The 15,358-nt window shown below is 62.7% G+C and carries 18 protein-coding genes and 1 riboswitch; of the genes, 16 read left to right on the top strand and 2 right to left on the bottom strand.

The genetic code is table 11. From position 1 onward, the window contains the following. The first annotated feature begins 15 nt into the window (after positions 1-15). Positions 16-636: an NlpC/P60 family protein gene (locus QLG12_RS17525; protein WP_007950397.1), complete on the top strand. Its 621-nt coding sequence runs from the start codon at positions 16-18 to the stop codon at positions 634-636. Positions 637-854: 218 nt separating this feature from the next. Continuing rightward, positions 855-1,391 carry a C40 family peptidase gene (locus QLG12_RS17520; protein ID WP_011333136.1) on the top strand — a complete coding sequence of 179 codons (537 nt, stop codon included), beginning with the start codon at positions 855-857 and terminating at the stop codon, positions 1,389-1,391. A 64-nt stretch (positions 1,392-1,455) separates the two neighbouring features. Here QLG12_RS17520 and QLG12_RS17515 read toward each other — a convergent pair whose 3' ends face one another. Both QLG12_RS17515 and QLG12_RS17510 read right to left on the bottom strand, forming a co-directional pair. After that, on the bottom strand, positions 1,456-2,769 hold the full coding sequence (locus tag QLG12_RS17515) for a sorbosone dehydrogenase family protein (RefSeq protein WP_282474984.1): 1,314 nt from the start codon (positions 2,767-2,769) through the stop codon (positions 1,456-1,458). Between the two features lie 65 nt (positions 2,770-2,834). Then, positions 2,835-3,419: a hypothetical protein gene (locus QLG12_RS17510; RefSeq protein WP_197869593.1), complete on the bottom strand. Its 585-nt coding sequence runs from the start codon at positions 3,417-3,419 to the stop codon at positions 2,835-2,837. A 166-nt stretch (positions 3,420-3,585) separates the two neighbouring features. After that, a riboswitch (cobalamin riboswitch) is annotated at positions 3,586-3,812 on the top strand. 80 nt (positions 3,813-3,892) lie between these two features. Here QLG12_RS17510 and cobO point away from each other — a divergent pair. The 14 genes from cobO to QLG12_RS17440 all read left to right on the top strand — a co-directional run bounded on the left by cobO (position 3,893) and on the right by QLG12_RS17440 (position 15,284). Then, positions 3,893-4,504, top strand: a complete 612-nt coding sequence (gene cobO, locus QLG12_RS17505; protein ID WP_064378669.1) for a cob(I)yrinic acid a,c-diamide adenosyltransferase — start codon at positions 3,893-3,895, stop codon at positions 4,502-4,504. Beyond that, positions 4,501-5,796, top strand: coding sequence for a cobyrinate a,c-diamide synthase (locus QLG12_RS17500; protein ID WP_282474983.1), 1,296 nt, complete (start codon positions 4,501-4,503; stop codon positions 5,794-5,796). The genes cobO and QLG12_RS17500 overlap by 4 nt, the downstream gene beginning before the upstream one ends. Next, positions 5,793-6,443 carry a 5,6-dimethylbenzimidazole synthase gene (gene bluB, locus QLG12_RS17495; RefSeq protein ID WP_282474982.1) on the top strand — a complete coding sequence of 217 codons (651 nt, stop codon included), beginning with the start codon at positions 5,793-5,795 and terminating at the stop codon, positions 6,441-6,443. Before QLG12_RS17500 ends, bluB begins: the two co-directional genes overlap by 4 nt. Next, positions 6,440-7,348, top strand: a complete 909-nt coding sequence (cbiB, locus tag QLG12_RS17490) for an adenosylcobinamide-phosphate synthase CbiB (protein WP_197869590.1) — start codon at positions 6,440-6,442, stop codon at positions 7,346-7,348. The genes bluB and cbiB overlap by 4 nt, the downstream gene beginning before the upstream one ends. Next, positions 7,341-8,348: a threonine-phosphate decarboxylase CobD gene (gene cobD / locus QLG12_RS17485; protein WP_085655473.1), complete on the top strand. Its 1,008-nt coding sequence runs from the start codon at positions 7,341-7,343 to the stop codon at positions 8,346-8,348. The genes cbiB and cobD overlap by 8 nt, the downstream gene beginning before the upstream one ends. Further along, the gene (locus tag QLG12_RS17480) at positions 8,345-9,847 is read left to right on the top strand and encodes a cobyric acid synthase (RefSeq protein WP_282474981.1); all 1,503 of its coding nucleotides are present in this window, start codon (positions 8,345-8,347) and stop codon (positions 9,845-9,847) included. The genes cobD and QLG12_RS17480 overlap by 4 nt, the downstream gene beginning before the upstream one ends. Positions 9,848-9,946: 99 nt before the next feature. Next, the gene (gene cobU, locus QLG12_RS17475; RefSeq protein ID WP_197869588.1) at positions 9,947-10,468 is read left to right on the top strand and encodes a bifunctional adenosylcobinamide kinase/adenosylcobinamide-phosphate guanylyltransferase; all 522 of its coding nucleotides are present in this window, start codon (positions 9,947-9,949) and stop codon (positions 10,466-10,468) included. Continuing rightward, on the top strand, positions 10,465-11,520 hold the full coding sequence (gene cobT / locus QLG12_RS17470) for a nicotinate-nucleotide--dimethylbenzimidazole phosphoribosyltransferase (RefSeq protein WP_282474980.1): 1,056 nt from the start codon (positions 10,465-10,467) through the stop codon (positions 11,518-11,520). The genes cobU and cobT overlap by 4 nt, the downstream gene beginning before the upstream one ends. Beyond that, entirely contained in the window at positions 11,517-12,092 is a 576-nt protein-coding gene (gene cobC, locus QLG12_RS17465; protein WP_197869586.1) for an alpha-ribazole phosphatase family protein, read from the top strand. Before cobT ends, cobC begins: the two co-directional genes overlap by 4 nt. Before the next feature lies 1 nt (position 12,093). After that, complete coding sequence (locus tag QLG12_RS17460; RefSeq protein WP_197869585.1) at positions 12,094-12,825, top strand: adenosylcobinamide-GDP ribazoletransferase; 732 nt, start codon at positions 12,094-12,096, stop codon at positions 12,823-12,825. A 56-nt stretch (positions 12,826-12,881) separates the two neighbouring features. Then, positions 12,882-13,286, top strand: a complete 405-nt coding sequence (locus QLG12_RS17455; protein WP_197869584.1) for a MarR family transcriptional regulator — start codon at positions 12,882-12,884, stop codon at positions 13,284-13,286. A 54-nt stretch (positions 13,287-13,340) separates the two neighbouring features. After that, positions 13,341-14,549: an MFS transporter gene (locus QLG12_RS17450; protein ID WP_011333148.1), complete on the top strand. Its 1,209-nt coding sequence runs from the start codon at positions 13,341-13,343 to the stop codon at positions 14,547-14,549. Next, a complete protein-coding gene (locus tag QLG12_RS17445; protein WP_269669306.1) occupies positions 14,546-14,668 on the top strand; it encodes a hypothetical protein in 123 nt (40 codons plus the stop codon). Before QLG12_RS17450 ends, QLG12_RS17445 begins: the two co-directional genes overlap by 4 nt. A gap of 55 nt (positions 14,669-14,723) precedes the next feature. Further along, positions 14,724-15,284, top strand: a complete 561-nt coding sequence (locus QLG12_RS17440) for a glutathione peroxidase (protein ID WP_064378681.1) — start codon at positions 14,724-14,726, stop codon at positions 15,282-15,284. The last annotated feature ends 74 nt before the right edge of the window (positions 15,285-15,358 follow it).

The raw sequence follows: 15,358 nt of genomic DNA, 5'->3' as shown, positions 1-15,358 counted from the left end.
GCCACGGTCGTGCCCATGCTAAAGCGCTTCGCACCCCTCGTGCCTCTCGCACTCGTCACCCTGTTGTTCGGTTGCGCTGCTCATTCACCTGTTAATCAAGAGCAGCAACAACAGGCTAAAAATTCTGCCACCGCCCAGTCTTCCGTTATTTATCAGGAAGAGCTGGACACCGAAAAAGAACTCGCCGACTTCAACGGCAAGAAGCCTTACCAGCTTCCGGTTCTGGCCGACAGCATCCTCGAACGCGGCATGTCCCTGATCGGTACCCGTTACCGTTTCGGCGGTACCTCTGAAGCCGGTTTCGATTGCAGCGGTTTCATCGGCTACCTGTTCCGCGAAGAAGCCGGCATGAACCTGCCGCGCTCCACCCGCGAAATGATCAACGTTGATGCGCCGCTGGTTTCGCGCAGCAACCTCGAGCCGGGCGACCTGCTGTTCTTCGCCACCAACGGTCGTCGCGGTCGTGTAAGCCACGCCGGGATCTACCTGGGCGACAACCAGTTCATCCATTCCAGCTCTCGCCGCAGCGGCGGTGTTCGCATCGACAGCCTGGGCGACAGCTACTGGAGCAAGACTTTCATCGAAGCCAAACGCGCTTTGGCGAACGCTCCAACCGTGGTTACCGCTCGCAAGTAATCACGCTTTTGTCGCCACGCTCGTGGCGACAAGCGGTCCTTCTGAGGCAATAGACCTAAACTTTACAAGGTGAAGTTAAAGTCTTACTTGAAGTTTGCCGCGTAGCCGCTAGAATCCTGATCTATATTGATGGCAAACCGCCTGCGTCCCAACGCAGGCGGTTTTGTTTTCTATCGAATCGGCAGTCAAAGCCGCAGCCAGATCAGGATGTTCTGCATATGACGATGTCGGCCCGCTTTGCCCTGATGTTCTTCGCAGCGCTGCTCAGCGCCTGCGCCAGCCGCACTCCGCCGCCCGCGCCGGTGGTTCGCGCTCCGATCGTGTTCGGATCCTCCCAAGCCTTTTCGCCCGCTGCCGAAGACGTGCTGTTTCGCGCGCTCGGGCTGGTGGGCACGCCTTATCGTTGGGGCGGTAATACACCGGACTCAGGCTTCGACTGCAGTGGCCTGATCGGCTTTGTCTACCGCGATGCCGCAGGGATCAGCCTGCCGCGCTCGACCCGCGAGATGATCGTCATGCAGGCGCCGAACGTCGGCAAGGAAGGCCTGCAAACCGGCGACCTGATCTTCTTCGCCACCAATGGCGGCTCACAGGTCAGCCATGCGGGGATCTACGTCGGGGAAGGGCGCTTCGTGCATGCGCCGGCCACCGGCGGCACGGTGAAGCTGGACAGCCTGTCGAAAGCGTATTGGCAGAAAGCCTATCTGAGCGCCAAGCGCGTTCTGCAGCCAGAGCATCTGGCGCATAACCCTTAACGCAGATAAATAAAAAACCGTGGGAGCTGAATGGCTTCCACGGTTTTTTTATGCCTGCAACACTCTAGCGGGTCGCTGACACCCGCCACACCTTGTTACCCACGTCATCGGCTACCAGCAATCCACCTTGCTGGTCGATCACTACGCCGACCGGGCGACCCAGTGCGTTTTCGTCCTTGTCGAGGAAACCGGTCAGTACGTCCACTGGCGTTCCGCTCGGCTTGCCGGCGGCAAACGGCACAAAGATCACCTTGTAACCGCTATGCGGCTTGCGGTTCCAGGAGCCGTGCTGGCCGATGAATGCGCCTTCCTTGAACTGTGCCGGCAGGCGGTTGCCTTCGGCGAAGGTCAGGCCCAGTGATGCGGTGTGCGGGCCGACGGCGTAGTCCGGAGCGATGGCCTTGGCCACCATGTCCGGGCGCTGTGGTTCGACGCGCACATCGATGTGTTGGCCGTAGTAGCTGAACGGCCAGCCATAGAAGGCACCGTCCTTGACCGAAGTGATGTAGTCCGGCACCAGATCGCTGCCGATTTCGTCGCGCTCGTTGACGGCTGTCCACAGTGCGCCGCTTTGCGGCTCCCACGCCAGGCCGTTGGGGTTGCGGATGCCCGAGGCGAAGATCCGGTGGTTGCCGGTGGTGCGATCCACTTCCCAGATCGCCGCGCGACCTTCTTCCTGATCGAGACCGTTTTCGCCGACGTTGCTGTTCGAGCCAACGGTGACGTACAGCTTGCTGCCGTCTTTGCTGGCGATGACGTTCTTGGTCCAGTGATGGTTGAGCGTGCCGCCCGGCAAATCCGTGACCTTGATCGGCTGGGACTTGATTTCGGTCGCGCCGGGCTCGTAATTGAAGCGCAGCAGGCGATCGGTATCGGCCACGTACAGATCGTTGCCGACCAAGGTCATGCCGAATGGTGAGTTGAGGTTCTGCAGGAACACCGTGCGGGTTTCAGCCACGCCATCATGATCGGCGTCACGCAGCAGGGTGATGCGGTTCGGACTGGGCACGCCGGCACCGGCGCGGCCCATGACCTTTTTCATCACCCAGCCACGAATGCCCTTGCTGTCGTCCGGTTTTGGCGGGGCGTTGGTTTCTGCCACGAGTACATCGCCGTTCGGCAGTACGTAGAGCCAGCGCGGATGGTCGAGATTTTCGGCGAAAGCCGCCACCTGAGTGCCTGCCGCCGCCGTCGGTTTCGCCCCGGCCGGCCAGCCGATGGCCGGGGCGATGTTCACCGTCGGGATCAGGGTCTTGTTCGGTTCGGGCAGTTTGGGTGAAGGGCCGGTGCCGTCGGAGACTTGCAGGCTGGAGGATTCACCACAGGCGGCGAGACCTCCGGCGATCATGATGACGAAAACGAGCTGGGGCTTGCGCATTGCTGATCTTCCCTATGAATGCATTCCTAATCATAGAGAAGTGCGCAAGCCCGATGGTTCAACCCTCAGCCGCGGGCTTCCTTGAACAGCACGGCAATGCCGGGGTGATAGTTGCCGGTTTCGCTGTGCAACTTGCGGTATGCGTACGGGAAGTACCAGGCGACAGCGCAGGTGTGTTCCTTCTGCAGGTCGTCGACCATGTCCTGCAACTCTTCCGGGCTGGCGCTGTGCTGGGCTTTCTGAGGGGCGACGAACAGGCAGCCGAGTTTCAGGTCGCTGGCGTAGCTGATGCGCTTGGCGTCGCTGGTGATATCGGCCAAAGCCTGGGTCAGGTTCAGGCTGTTGACGCGCGGCCAGCGTTGGGTCGCCTGAATGAAGGCGCGATCCTCGGCGCCAGCAATAAACAGATCGGCACGTGCATTGCGCTCGCCTTCTTCATTCTGTTTGCGGGTGGCAGTGTCGCGCAGGGTGACCAGTTCAGCCATCCACGCGGCGGCGGACAGCAGGCCGAGGTTGGCTTTTTCGTCGTGCCAGAAGGGCGTGTCGTTATCGCCGCGGACGGCGTTGTAACGGTCGATACAGTCAAACCAGCGTTCCAGCACCGGGCGCAGGAATTCCAGCCGCGGATTGCTGATGATCATGCCTTGCATGGTGCTCTCCCTTGTTATTGTGATGTGCTCTCTGCATTCAAAAAGCATGGCTCTTTGATATCACTGCTGGCAGTGTGGCACAAGATTGGCGTCAGTTAATTGATCGGCGGCAGTTATTCGCCGCGCAAGCCCCTCTTCAATTGACGCTCCACCCCCAACCCTCTAACCTTCGCGGCTTGTTTCAGGTGCTCTGTGGCGCATGTCGACAGAGTGAAACAGGGAAGCCGGTGAGGCGGGTCTTCGAGCGAAGAACCCTCACGATCCCGGCGCTGCCCCCGCAACGGTAAATGAGTAAAAGCTGCGTCTGATGCCACTGCTTAACAGCGGGAAGGCGCGCAGCCAGGCACCAGCCGCTCATGAGCCCGGAGACCGGCCTGATCCATCCAGCGGCATCACGGTGGGCGATGCCAGGCTTGTTGCCGTCTATTCTTGTGCCTGCCCGCCGTTATCCAGCCTCAACGGAGAGCTCCCCCATGACTGATTCCCCCGAACGCGACGAGCGCCACCTGGCGCGCATGCAGCGCAAAAAAGCCGTGATCGACGAGCGCATCGCCAATTCGCCAGACGAATGCGGCCTGGTGCTGGTGCTCACCGGCAACGGCAAAGGCAAAAGCAGCTCGGCATTCGGCATGCTCGCCCGCGCAATGGGCCACGGCATGCAGTGCGGCGTGGTGCAGTTCATCAAGGGCCGCAACAGCACCGGCGAAGAGCTGTTCTTCCGTCGCTTTCCCGAGCAGGTACGTTTTCATGTGATGGGCGAGGGCTTCACCTGGGAAACCCAGGACCGTCAACGTGACATCGCCGCCGCCGAAGCAGCCTGGGAAGTCTCCCGCGAACTGCTGCGTGATCCGTCGATCGGTCTGGTGGTGCTCGATGAACTGAACATCGCCCTCAAGCACGGTTACCTCGATCTGGATCAGGTGCTCAGCGATCTGCAGGCCCGTCCGCCGATGCAGCACGTGATCGTCACCGGCCGCGCCGCCAAGCCGGAAATGCTCGAGATGGGCGACACCGTCACCGAAATGGGCATGATCAAGCACGCCTTCCAGGCCGGCATCAAAGCGCAGAAAGGCGTCGAACTTTGAATCAACCACGTCACTGCCCGGCGGTACTGATCGCCGCACCGGCTTCCGGTCAGGGCAAGACCACCGTCACCGCCGCGCTGGCCCGTCTGCATCGCAATCAGGGGCGCAAGGTCCGCGTGTTCAAATGCGGCCCGGACTTTCTCGACCCGATGATCCTCGAGCGCGCCAGCGGTGCGCCGGTCTATCAATTGGACATGTGGATGGTCGGCGAGCAGGAAAGTCGACGTCTGTTGTGGGAAGCCGCCGCGGAAGCCGATCTGATTCTGATCGAAGGTGTGATGGGTTTGTTTGACGGTACGCCGTCGAGCGCCGACCTGGCGCGGCATTTCGGTGTTCCGGTACTTGGCGTGATTGATGGCACGGCCATGGCCCAGACCTTCGGCGCTTTGGCTCTGGGTTTGGCGCGCTATCAGCCGGACCTGCCGTTCGCCGGCGTGCTGGCCAACCGTGTCGGCACCGTGCGCCATGCGCAGTTGCTCGAAGGCAGTCTGACTGAAGGCCTGCGCTGGTACGGCGCGTTGTCCCGGGAAACCGGGATCGAACTGCCGAGCCGCCATCTCGGTCTGGTGCAGGCCAGCGAACTCAATGACCTCGACGTGCGTCTCGACGCCGCCGCCGAAGCGCTGGCCGGCACTTGCGAGGTAGCGCTGCCACCGGCCGTGGAGTTCGCCGCGCCTGAAATCGTCAAGACCGAAAGGCTGCTCGAAGGCGTGCGAATTGCTGTCGCCCGCGACGAAGCCTTCGCCTTCACCTACGGCGCCAGTCTCGATCTGTTGCGGGCGATGGGCGCCGAGTTGAGTTTCTTCTCGCCGATCCGCGATACGCAATTGCCCGACGCCGACAGTTTGTACCTGCCCGGCGGCTATCCGGAATTACACCACGTTGCCTTGTCGCAGAACGCCGACATGCTCAATGCGATCCGCGCGCATCACGCTGCCGGCAAACCGCTGCTCGCCGAATGTGGCGGCATGTTGTATCTGCTCGACTCGCTGACCGATGTCGAAGGCACCCGCGCCGAACTGGTCGGATTGCTCAGTGGTGATGCGGTGATGCAGAAGCGCCTTGCGGCTCTGGCCCTGCAATCAGTCGAACTGCCAGAGGGCATGTTGCGAGGCCACACCTATCACCATTCCCTGACCACCACCGAACTGACCCCCATCGCCCGTGGCCACAGCCCCAATGGCGGACGCGGCGCTGAAGCGGTGTATCGGGAAGGGCGGATGACTGCGTCGTACGTGCATTTTTACTTCCCGTCGAATCCGTCGGCGATTGCCGCACTGTTGGTGCCATGACCGACAACGCATTCACTGAAACCGAGCGCGAAGCGGTCTATCGCGCCATCGCCGAACGTCGCGACATGCGCCACTTCAGCGGCGGCACGGTCGAGCCTGAATTGCTTCGCCGATTGCTTGAAGCCGCACATCAGGCGCCGAGTGTCGGCCTGATGCAGCCGTGGCGCTTTATCCGAATCAGCGACCGCGTGCTGCGTGGCCAGATCCAGAACCTTGTTGAAGAAGAACGCGTACGCACCGCCGAAGCCCTCGGCGAGCGCAGCGACGAGTTCATGAAGCTCAAGGTCGAAGGCATCAACGACTGCGCCGAAGTGCTGGTCGCCGCTTTGATGGATGATCGCGAGCGACATATTTTCGGTCGTCGCACGCTGCCGGAAATGGACATGGCCTCATTGTCCTGCGCGATCCAGAACCTGTGGCTGGCCGCGCGTGCCGAAGGCCTGGGCATGGGCTGGGTGTCGCTGTTCGAGCCGCAGGCGCTGGCCGATCTGCTGCAACTGCCGGCCGGGGCCAAGCCGCTGGCAGTGCTTTGCCTGGGGCCGGTCAAGGCATTCTATCCGGCGCCGATGCTGGTACTCGAAGGGTGGGCGCAGGCGCGTCCGCTGAATGAGCTGCTGTACGAAAATTTCTGGGGAGTGAGTCAATGAGTGTGGCGTTGCTGAGTGTCGCCGCGGTTGCGCTGGACGCGCTGCTGGGTGAACCGAAACGCTGGCATCCGCTGGTGGCGTTCGGCAATTTCGCCGGGCGCATCGAGCAACGTTTCAACAGCGGTGGTCGCGGCTGGCGCAGCCATGGCGTTACCGCATGGGTGATCGCGGTGTTGCCGCTGACCCTGCTGGCCACGGCGTTTTCCTGGGCGCCGTATGTGGGCTGGGTCGTCGAGATTCTTGCGCTGTATTGCGCCCTCGGCATGCGCAGCCTGGGTGAGCACGTCGAGCCGGTGGCCAAGGCCTTGCGCGCCGATGATCTGGAGGAGGCGCGCAAGCGTGTGGGTTATCTGGTCAGCCGTCAGACCAATGAGCTGGACAGTACCGCCGTCGCCCGCGCCGCCACCGAGTCGGTGCTGGAGAACGGCAGCGATGCGGTATTCGCCGCGATTTTTTGGTTTGTCGTGGCCGGTGCGCCGGGTGTGGTGCTCTATCGTCTGAGCAATACGCTCGACGCGATGTGGGGCTATCGCAACGAACGCTTCGAGCGTTTCGGCTGGGCAGCGGCGAAGATCGACGACGTCCTCAACTACATTCCTGCGCGGCTGGTGGCGTTGACCTACGCGCTGCTGGGCAAAACTCGACTCGCGTTGAAATGCTGGCGCACCCAGGCGCCGAAATGGGACAGCCCGAACGCCGGCCCGGTGATGGCCGCCGGCGCAGGTGCGTTGGGCGTCGAGCTGGGTGGCCCGGCGATTTACCACGGCGAGCTGCACGAGCGTCCGCAACTGGGCGAGGGCGCGCCGGCGGATGCCGATTCCATTGATCGCGGCTGGCAATTGGTCCAGCGCGGGGTATGGTTATGGCTGCTGATTCTCTGCGTGGGGGCTGAATTCTATGCTTGAGCACGGTGGCCGGTTGCGCAGGGCAGCGCTCGAATACGGCATCGCGGAAGAAGACTGGCTCGACCTGTCTACGGGCCTGGCGCCGTGGCCGTTTCCGGTCCCGGAGATACCGCTGCGGGCCTGGGCGCGTTTGCCGGAAAACGATGACGGTCTGGAGCAGGCCGCCTGCGATTACTACGGTGCCAGCCAGGTGCTGCCGGTGGCCGGTTCGCAGATGGCTATCCAGTTGCTGCCGCGATTGCGCCGGGCCGGCAAGGTCGGCGTGCTGTCGCCGTGTTACGCCGAGCATGCCGAAGCCTGGCGGCGCAGTGGTTATGTCGTGCGTGAAGTGCTGGAGCAGGAAGTCGACTTCTTTCTCGACAGCCTCGACGTGCTGGTGGTGGTCAATCCGAACAATCCAACAGGCCTGAACCTGACCCCGGCGCGCCTGCTCGACTGGCACGCACGGCTGGCCCAGCGCGGCGGCTGGCTGGTGGTCGACGAAGCGTTCATGGACAACACGCCGCAGTTGAGCCTTGCCCCGCATGCGCATCAAGTGGGGTTGATCGTGCTGCGCTCGTTCGGCAAGTTTTTCGGTCTGGCCGGTGTGCGGCTGGGGTTCGTGCTGGCCGAGCGCAAGTTGCTCCGGTTGTTGGCAGAACAGGTCGGGCCATGGGCCGTCAGCGGGCCGACCCGGGTGCTGGGTCAGGCCTGTCTGCGCGACACCGAAGGCCACACGCGTCAGCGCATCCGCAGCGACGAGGCCAGCGAACGATTGGCTGCGCTGCTTGAGCGTCACGGCTTCAAACCGCAGGGCGGCTGCGCACTGTTTCAGTGGCTGATCACTGAACAGGCCGCCGCGCTGCACGAATTCATGGCACGTCGCGGCATTCTTCTGCGTCTGTTCGCGCACAACAGCAGTCTGCGATTCGGGCTGCCTGCCGATGCCGCCGACGAAGCGCGCCTTGAGCAAGCCCTGCAAGCATTCGCCAAGCATTGCTCCATGGAAAAACCAGCATGACCACACTAATGGTGCAGGGCACCACCTCCGACGCCGGCAAAAGTACGCTGGTGACAGCGCTGTGTCGCTGGGCAACCCGTCAGGGCGTTGCCGTGGTGCCGTTCAAGCCGCAGAACATGGCGCTCAACAGCGCGGTGACGGCCGACGGCGGCGAAATCGGCCGCGCGCAAGCGGTGCAGGCCCAGGCGGCGTATCTCGAGCCGCACACCGACATGAACCCGGTGCTGCTCAAGCCCAACAGCGACACTGGCGCCCAGGTGATCATCCACGGTCGCGCGGTCACCAGCATGAACGCCGTCGCTTATCACGACTACAAAGCGATCGCCATGCAGGCCGTGCTCGCTTCCCACGAACGTTTGAGTGCCGCCTATCCGCTGGTGATGGTCGAAGGCGCGGGTTCGCCGGCCGAGATCAATTTGCGCGCCGGCGACATCGCCAACATGGGCTTCGCCGAAGCGGTGGATTGTCCGGTGCTGCTGATCGCCGACATCAATCGTGGCGGGGTGTTTGCCCATCTGGTGGGCACGCTGGAATTGCTGTCGCCGAGCGAACAGGCACGGGTCAAAGGCTTCATCATCAACCGTTTTCGTGGCGACATCGCTTTGTTGCAACCGGGCCTCGACTGGCTGGAACAGCGCACCGGCAAACCGGTGGTGGGCGTGCTGCCATACGTGATGGACCTGCATCTCGAGGCCGAGGACGGCATCGACCAGCGCCAGACCGACAAGGCTGAGCAAGTCCTGAAAGTGGTGGTGCCGGTGCTGCCGCGCATCAGCAACCACACCGATTTCGATCCGCTGCGTCTGCATCCGCAGGTTGATCTGCAGTTCATAGGGCCCGGACAAACGATTCCTCCGGCCGATCTGATCATTCTCCCAGGCTCGAAAAGCGTGCGCAGTGACCTGGCGTACCTGCGCGCCAATGGCTGGGAATCGGCTATCCGCCGTCACCTGCGTTACGGCGGCAAGCTGCTGGGGATCTGCGGCGGTCTGCAAATGCTCGGCGAGCAGGTGCACGATCCGCTGGGCCTGGAAGGCGCACTGGGTTCCAGCGCCGGTCTGGGACTGCTGGCATTTGAAACACAGCTCGAAGCCGAGAAGCAGTTGCGCAATGTGCGCGGGCGTCTGGCGCTGGAAGATGCCGAGGTCAGCGGTTATGAAATTCATGCCGGCGTGACCACGGGAGCGGCGCTGGAAAACGCCGCTGTGCATCTGGACGACGGCCGTTGCGACGGCGCGCAAAGTCTCGACGGGCAGATTTTCGGCACTTACCTGCACGGTCTGTTCGAATCTCCCGCAGCCAGTACCGCGCTGTTGCGCTGGGCCGGTCTGAACGATGTGCAGGAGGTGGATTACCACGGCCTGCGCGAACGCGATATCGAGCGCTTGGCGGACCTTGTGGAGAAGCATCTCGATACCGATCTGTTGTGTGAACTCTGTGGCATCCAGGCTGGATGTGATGGCGTCTTCGCGGGCAAGCCCGCTCCCACAGGTTGCTGAGGTGTACTCAAGTGCCATGCTTGGCCCAAATCCATTGTGGGAGCGGACTTGCCCGCGAAGAGGCCAGTTGTCTCAACGAATTTTTTTCAGGATGCCTCCATGCTCCAGTTGATCCTCGGCGGCGCACGCTCCGGCAAAAGTCGTTTGGCCGAAAAACTCGCCGCTGACAGCGCCCTGCCTGTGACGTACATCGCCACCAGTCAGCCGCTGGATGGCGAGATGAATGAACGCGTCGCTCATCACCGGGCCCGTCGTCCCGCCGAATGGGCGCTGATTGAGGAGCCGCTGGAGCTGGCCCGTGTGCTGCGCGAAAACGCCAGCCCCGCGCGTTGCCTGCTGGTGGATTGCCTGACCCTGTGGCTGACCAATCTGCTGATGCTCGACGACGCCGAACGACTCGCCGCCGAACGCGAGGCCCTGCTCGAATGCCTGGCGTCGCTGCCGGGTGAAATCATTTTTGTCAGCAACGAGACCGGAATGGGTGTCGTGCCGCTGGGCGAATTGACTCGCCGCTACGTCGATGAAGCCGGTTGGCTGCATCAAGCTCTGGCCGAGCGTTGTCAGCGAGTCGTCCTGACGGTCGCCGGCCTGCCCCTGACTCTGAAAGGACCTGCGTTATGACCCAAGCCTGGTGGCTGAACCCGTGCAAACCGGTGGATACGGACGCCGTTGAAAACGCGGCGGCGCGTCAGCAGCAATTGACCAAACCTGCCGGCTCTCTCGGGCAGCTCGAATCGGTGGCGGTGCAACTGGCCGGATTGCAGGGGCAGGTCAAACCGACACTCGATCACGTCTGGATTGCGATTTTTGCCGGCGATCACGGCGTTGTCGCCGAAGGGGTATCCGCGTTTCCGCAGGAAGTCACCGGGCAGATGCTGTTGAACTTCGTCAGCGGCGGTGCGGCGATCAGCGTGCTGGCGCGACAACTTGGCGCGCAGCTGGAAGTGGTGGATCTGGGCACCGTGACACCGTCGCTGAGCCTGCCGGGTGTGCGCCATTTGAACATCGGCTTGGGCACGGCGAATTTCGCCAAGGGCGCGGCGATGACTCAGGCCCAGGGCGAACTCGCCTTGCAGGGCGGTCGCGACAGTGTGCTGCGGGCGAAAGCGGCAGGCGCGCAATTGTTCATCGGCGGTGAAATGGGCATCGGCAACACCACCGCCGCCAGTGCGCTGGCGTGTGCTTTGCTCGACTGCCCGGTGGCACACCTGACCGGCCCCGGCACCGGGCTGAATGCCGAAGGCGTCAGCCACAAGGCGCAGGTGATCGAGCGCGCGCTGGCGCTGCATGCGGCACAACGCGGTGATGCACTGCAGACTCTGTTCAATCTCGGCGGCTTCGAAATTGCGGCTTTGGTCGGCGCGTATCTGGCCTGTGCGCAGGAAGGCGTGGCGGTGCTGGTGGACGGGTTCATCTGTACGGTCGCCGCGCTGGTGGCGGTGCGTCTGAATCCAGCCTGTCGTGAATGGCTGCTGTTCGGTCATCGCGGTGCCGAACCGGGCCATCGTCATGTGCTGGAGACCCTTGGCGCTGAGCCGCTTTTGGAACTGGGTCTGCGTCTGGGCGAGGGCAGCGGTGCGGCGCTGGCGGTGCCGTTGCTGCGTCTGGCCTGCGACCTGCACGGGCAGATGGCGACCTTCGCCGAAGCTGCGGTGGCGGACCGCCCGGCATGACCTTGCGTCTGGATCTGTTGCGCCACGGTGAAACCGAACTCGGCGGCGGCCTGCGCGGCAGCCTCGACGATGCGTTGACCGAAAAAGGCTGGGCGCAGATGCGTGAGGCGGTGAGCGGGCAGGGGCCGTGGGATCGGTTGGTCAGTTCGCCGTTGCAGCGTTGCGCGCGGTTTGCTGAAGAGTTGAGCGCGCAGCGGGATTTGCCGGTATCTCTGGACAAGAATCTGCAAGAACTGCATTTCGGTGCCTGGGAAGGGCAGAGCGCGGCGGCGTTGATGGAGACTGATGCTGAAGCGCTGGGTCTGTTCTGGGCCGATCCGTATGGGTTTACTCCGCCGCAGGGTGAGCCGGTCAACGATTTCTCTGCGCGGGTGCTGGCGGCGGTGATGCGCCTGCACGCGGCGCACGCCGGTGAGCGGGTGTTGCTGGTCAGTCATGGCGGCGTCATGCGTCTGTTGCTGGCGCGGGCCCGTGGTTTGCCTCGCGAACAACTGCTCAATGTCGAAGTCGCTCACGGCGCGTTGTTCTCGCTGATCGTCGAGGCCGACGGCTCGCTCAGGGAAGTGCTCTGACATGTTGCCTCTGTGGATCGCCCTGCAATTTCTCAGCAGTCTGCCGATTCGTCTGCCAGGCATGCCGGCGCCTGAACAGCTTGGCCGGTCGCTGTTGTTTTATCCGCTGGTGGGCTTGCTGTTCGGTGTGATTCTCTGGGCACTGAACATTGCGTTGGCGGGCGCGCCATTGCTGTTGCACGCGGCGCTGTTGCTGACGGTGTGGGTGCTGCTCAGCGGGGCGTTGCACCTTGATGGCTTGGCGGATAGCGCCGATGCGTGGCTCGGCGGGTTCGGTGATCGCGAGCGTACGCTGACGATCATGAAGGATCCGCGTAGCGGGCCGATCGCGGTGGTGACGCTGGTGCTCGTCTTGTTGCTCAAGTTTGCCGCGTTGCTGGCGTTGATCGAGCAGCAGCAGGGGATAGCGTTGATCATCGTGCCGCTGATCGGCCGGGCGGCGTTGCTCGGACTGTTTCTCACCACGACCTATGTGCGGGCCGGCGGGTTGGGGCAGGCGCTGGCCGATCATCTGCCACGCAAGACGGGTTGGCAGGTGCTGGCGGTGAGTGCGGCGGCGTGTTTGCTGATTGCCGGGTTCAATGCTGTCGTGGCGTTGCTGCTGGCGGTCATCGTGTTCATCTGGCTGCGGCATTTGATGGTGCGGCGACTGGGTGGAACCACCGGTGATACGGCCGGCGCGTTGCTGGAATTGCTGGAGATGTCAGTGCTGGTCGGGCTGGCCTTGTTTTGATAAGTAACGTTGATCTGTAACTTGATTTAACACAGTCGCGGGTATATACACGCATCATGCTTCCATCTCAGTGTTTGTGCACCAACCTGCGACGCGCCGCACGTGGCGTCAGCAGGCATTACGACGGCGCTCTCGACGGCTTCGGGATCAACGTTGCCCAGTATTCTCTGCTGTGCAATTTGCAGCGGCTGGACCAACCGAGCATTTCCGAACTGGCCGAGGCGATGGGTCTGGATCGCAGCACCCTCGGGCGCAATCTGCGGGTACTGGAAGGCGACGGGCTGGTGGCGCTGGCTGAAGGCGAAGACATGCGCAACCGCATCGTCCGGCTCACCGAAACCGGTGCGCAACGCCTGGCAGCGGCACTGCCAGCCTGGGAAGCGGCGCAACAGCGGTTGATCGACCGACTGGGTGCCGAGAAGCGAGAAACCTTGCTGCGACTATTGGATGAACTGGCCTGAGGGCCGGTTTTTTCCGAATTTAAGCGGGTATATACCCGCGACTGGAGAATAACAATGAGTTCGATGTGGCGTACGTGCGGTTGGGTGTTGCTGGGGAGTGCGCTGATTCTGGCGTTGTCATTGGGCGTGCGGCACGGCTTCGGACTGTTCCTGTCGCCGATGAGCGCCCAGTTCGGCTGGGGCCGTGAAGTGTTCGCCTTTGCCATCGCCTTGCAGAACCTGATCTGGGGCCTGGCGCAACCGTTTACCGGCGCGCTGGCCGACCGCTTTGGCGCTGCGAAAGTGGTGCTGATCGGCGGGGTGCTCTACGCCTTGGGCCTGGTGTTCATGGGGCTGTCGGAAACCGCGTTGGGCTTGTCCCTGAGCGCTGGCCTGCTGATCGGTATCGGTCTGTCCGGCACCTCGTTTTCGGTCATTCTCGGCGTGGTCGGCCGCGCGGTGCCGCCGGAGAAACGCAGTATGGGCATGGGCATTGCCAGCGCCGCCGGCTCCTTTGGCCAGTTCGCCATGTTGCCGGGCACCCTCGGGCTGATTGGCTGGCTCGGCTGGTCAGCGGCATTGTTGGTGCTGGGGCTGCTGGTGGCGCTGATCGTACCGCTGGTGAGCATGCTCAAGGACAAGCCGCTGCCGGTACTCGGCCATGAACAAACCCTGTCCGAAGCCCTGCGCGAAGCCTGCTCGCACTCCGGTTTCTGGTTGCTGGCATTCGGTTTTTTCGTCTGCGGATTTCAGGTGGTGTTCATCGGCGTGCACCTGCCGGCGTATCTGGTCGATCAGCATCTGCCGGCCACCGTCGGCACCACCGTGCTGGCGTTGATCGGCCTGTTTAACATTTTCGGCACGTACACCGCCGGTTGGCTCGGTGGGCGGATGTCCAAACCGCGTCTGCTGACCGGGCTCTATCTGCTGCGCGCCGTGGTGATCGTGCTGTTTCTGTGGTTGCCGGTGACGACGACCTCGGCCTATCTGTTCGGCATGGCCATGGGCTTTCTTTGGCTGTCCACGGTGCCATTGACCAACGGTACGGTGGCGACCTTGTTCGGCGTGCGAAACCTGTCCATGCTCGGTGGGATCGTGTTCCTGTTCCATCAGTTGGGTTCGTTCCTCGGCGGCTGGCTGGGCGGGGTGGTGTATGACCGGACCGGGAGTTATGACTTGATCTGGCAAGTGGCGATTCTCTTGAGCCTGTTGGCGGCAGCGCTGAACTGGCCGGTGCGCGAGCGTCCGGTCGAGCGTTTGCAACCGCGTGCGAGCGCCGCATGAGCCGTTTCTGGCCGCAGATCGTCGTCACCGCACTCGGCGCCGCATTGCTGGCGCTGGTGTGGTGGGGCTGGCATCAGGGCGGGCTGGCGCTGATGCAGTTGGGCATGGGTGCTTGCTAGATCGGCGGGAGGGCGAGTAACGTCGAGGTCTGACGATTGCTCAAGGATGCCCGACATGCTCAAGCGCTGGTGTGCTGTTCCCGCGTTGCTGATGGCGTTGACTGGACTGGCCCAGGCCGCGGATTGTCCCGATCTCTTGCAAGGTTCGTTGCCCAAGTTGCGGGCCAAGGAATCCATCGACCTGTGTCAGCGCTACGCCGACAAACCGCTGGTGGTGATCAACACTGCCAGCTTCTGTGGTTTCGCGCCGCAGTTCGAGGGGCTGGAGGCGCTCAATCAGCGCTACAAGGCCCAGGGCCTGGAAATGCTCGGCGTACCGTCCAATGACTTCAAGCAGGAGTCCAAGGACAGCGCCGAGACCGCCAAGGTCTGCTACGCCAACTACGGCGTAACGTTCACCATGACCGAACCGCAGAAGGTCCGGGGCGACGATGCGACTCACTTGTTCCAGGTGCTGGCCAGGCAGAGCAGTGCCCCGAAGTGGAATTTCTACAAATACGTCGTCGACCGCCAGGGCAAGGTAATTGCCAACTTCTCCAGCCTGACCAAACCTGATGATCCGGAATTTCTGGCGGCCATCGAGAAAGCCATTGCCTCCCAGCCGCTGAAACCCTGATCGACACCCATCAAAAAGCCCCGCCTCTGTGAAGAGAGCGGGGCTTTTTATGGCGAGGGGTTAGCCTCGCCGTG

Source organism: Pseudomonas sp. V88_4 (genome assembly GCF_029967985.1).
Lineage (GTDB): Bacteria > Pseudomonadota > Gammaproteobacteria > Pseudomonadales > Pseudomonadaceae > Aquipseudomonas > Aquipseudomonas glycinae.
This window is presented reverse-complemented; position numbering and strand designations above follow the sequence as displayed.

What these genes read in the sequence shown, in the direction of transcription:
- QLG12_RS17450 (WP_011333148.1), top strand. Translation starts at nt 13,341, where the DNA reads ATGAGTTCGATGTGGCGTACGTGCGGTTGGGTGTTGCTGGGGAGTGCG.
- cbiB (WP_197869590.1), top strand. Translation starts at nt 6,440, where the DNA reads ATGAGTGTGGCGTTGCTGAGTGTCGCCGCGGTTGCGCTGGACGCGCTG.
- QLG12_RS17515 (WP_282474984.1), bottom strand. Translation starts at nt 2,769, where the DNA reads ATGCGCAAGCCCCAGCTCGTTTTCGTCATCATGATCGCCGGAGGTCTC.
- QLG12_RS17525 (WP_007950397.1), top strand. Translation starts at nt 16, where the DNA reads ATGCTAAAGCGCTTCGCACCCCTCGTGCCTCTCGCACTCGTCACCCTG.
- QLG12_RS17480 (WP_282474981.1), top strand. Translation starts at nt 8,345, where the DNA reads ATGACCACACTAATGGTGCAGGGCACCACCTCCGACGCCGGCAAAAGT.
- QLG12_RS17520 (WP_011333136.1), top strand. Translation starts at nt 855, where the DNA reads ATGACGATGTCGGCCCGCTTTGCCCTGATGTTCTTCGCAGCGCTGCTC.
- cobC (WP_197869586.1), top strand. Translation starts at nt 11,517, where the DNA reads ATGACCTTGCGTCTGGATCTGTTGCGCCACGGTGAAACCGAACTCGGC.
- QLG12_RS17445 (WP_269669306.1), top strand. Translation starts at nt 14,546, where the DNA reads ATGAGCCGTTTCTGGCCGCAGATCGTCGTCACCGCACTCGGCGCCGCA.
- QLG12_RS17440 (WP_064378681.1), top strand. Translation starts at nt 14,724, where the DNA reads ATGCTCAAGCGCTGGTGTGCTGTTCCCGCGTTGCTGATGGCGTTGACT.
- QLG12_RS17455 (WP_197869584.1), top strand. Translation starts at nt 12,882, where the DNA reads ATGCTTCCATCTCAGTGTTTGTGCACCAACCTGCGACGCGCCGCACGT.
- cobO (WP_064378669.1), top strand. Translation starts at nt 3,893, where the DNA reads ATGACTGATTCCCCCGAACGCGACGAGCGCCACCTGGCGCGCATGCAG.
- QLG12_RS17460 (WP_197869585.1), top strand. Translation starts at nt 12,094, where the DNA reads ATGTTGCCTCTGTGGATCGCCCTGCAATTTCTCAGCAGTCTGCCGATT.
- cobT (WP_282474980.1), top strand. Translation starts at nt 10,465, where the DNA reads ATGACCCAAGCCTGGTGGCTGAACCCGTGCAAACCGGTGGATACGGAC.
- QLG12_RS17510 (WP_197869593.1), bottom strand. Translation starts at nt 3,419, where the DNA reads ATGCAAGGCATGATCATCAGCAATCCGCGGCTGGAATTCCTGCGCCCG.
- bluB (WP_282474982.1), top strand. Translation starts at nt 5,793, where the DNA reads ATGACCGACAACGCATTCACTGAAACCGAGCGCGAAGCGGTCTATCGC.
- cobD (WP_085655473.1), top strand. Translation starts at nt 7,341, where the DNA reads ATGCTTGAGCACGGTGGCCGGTTGCGCAGGGCAGCGCTCGAATACGGC.
- cobU (WP_197869588.1), top strand. Translation starts at nt 9,947, where the DNA reads ATGCTCCAGTTGATCCTCGGCGGCGCACGCTCCGGCAAAAGTCGTTTG.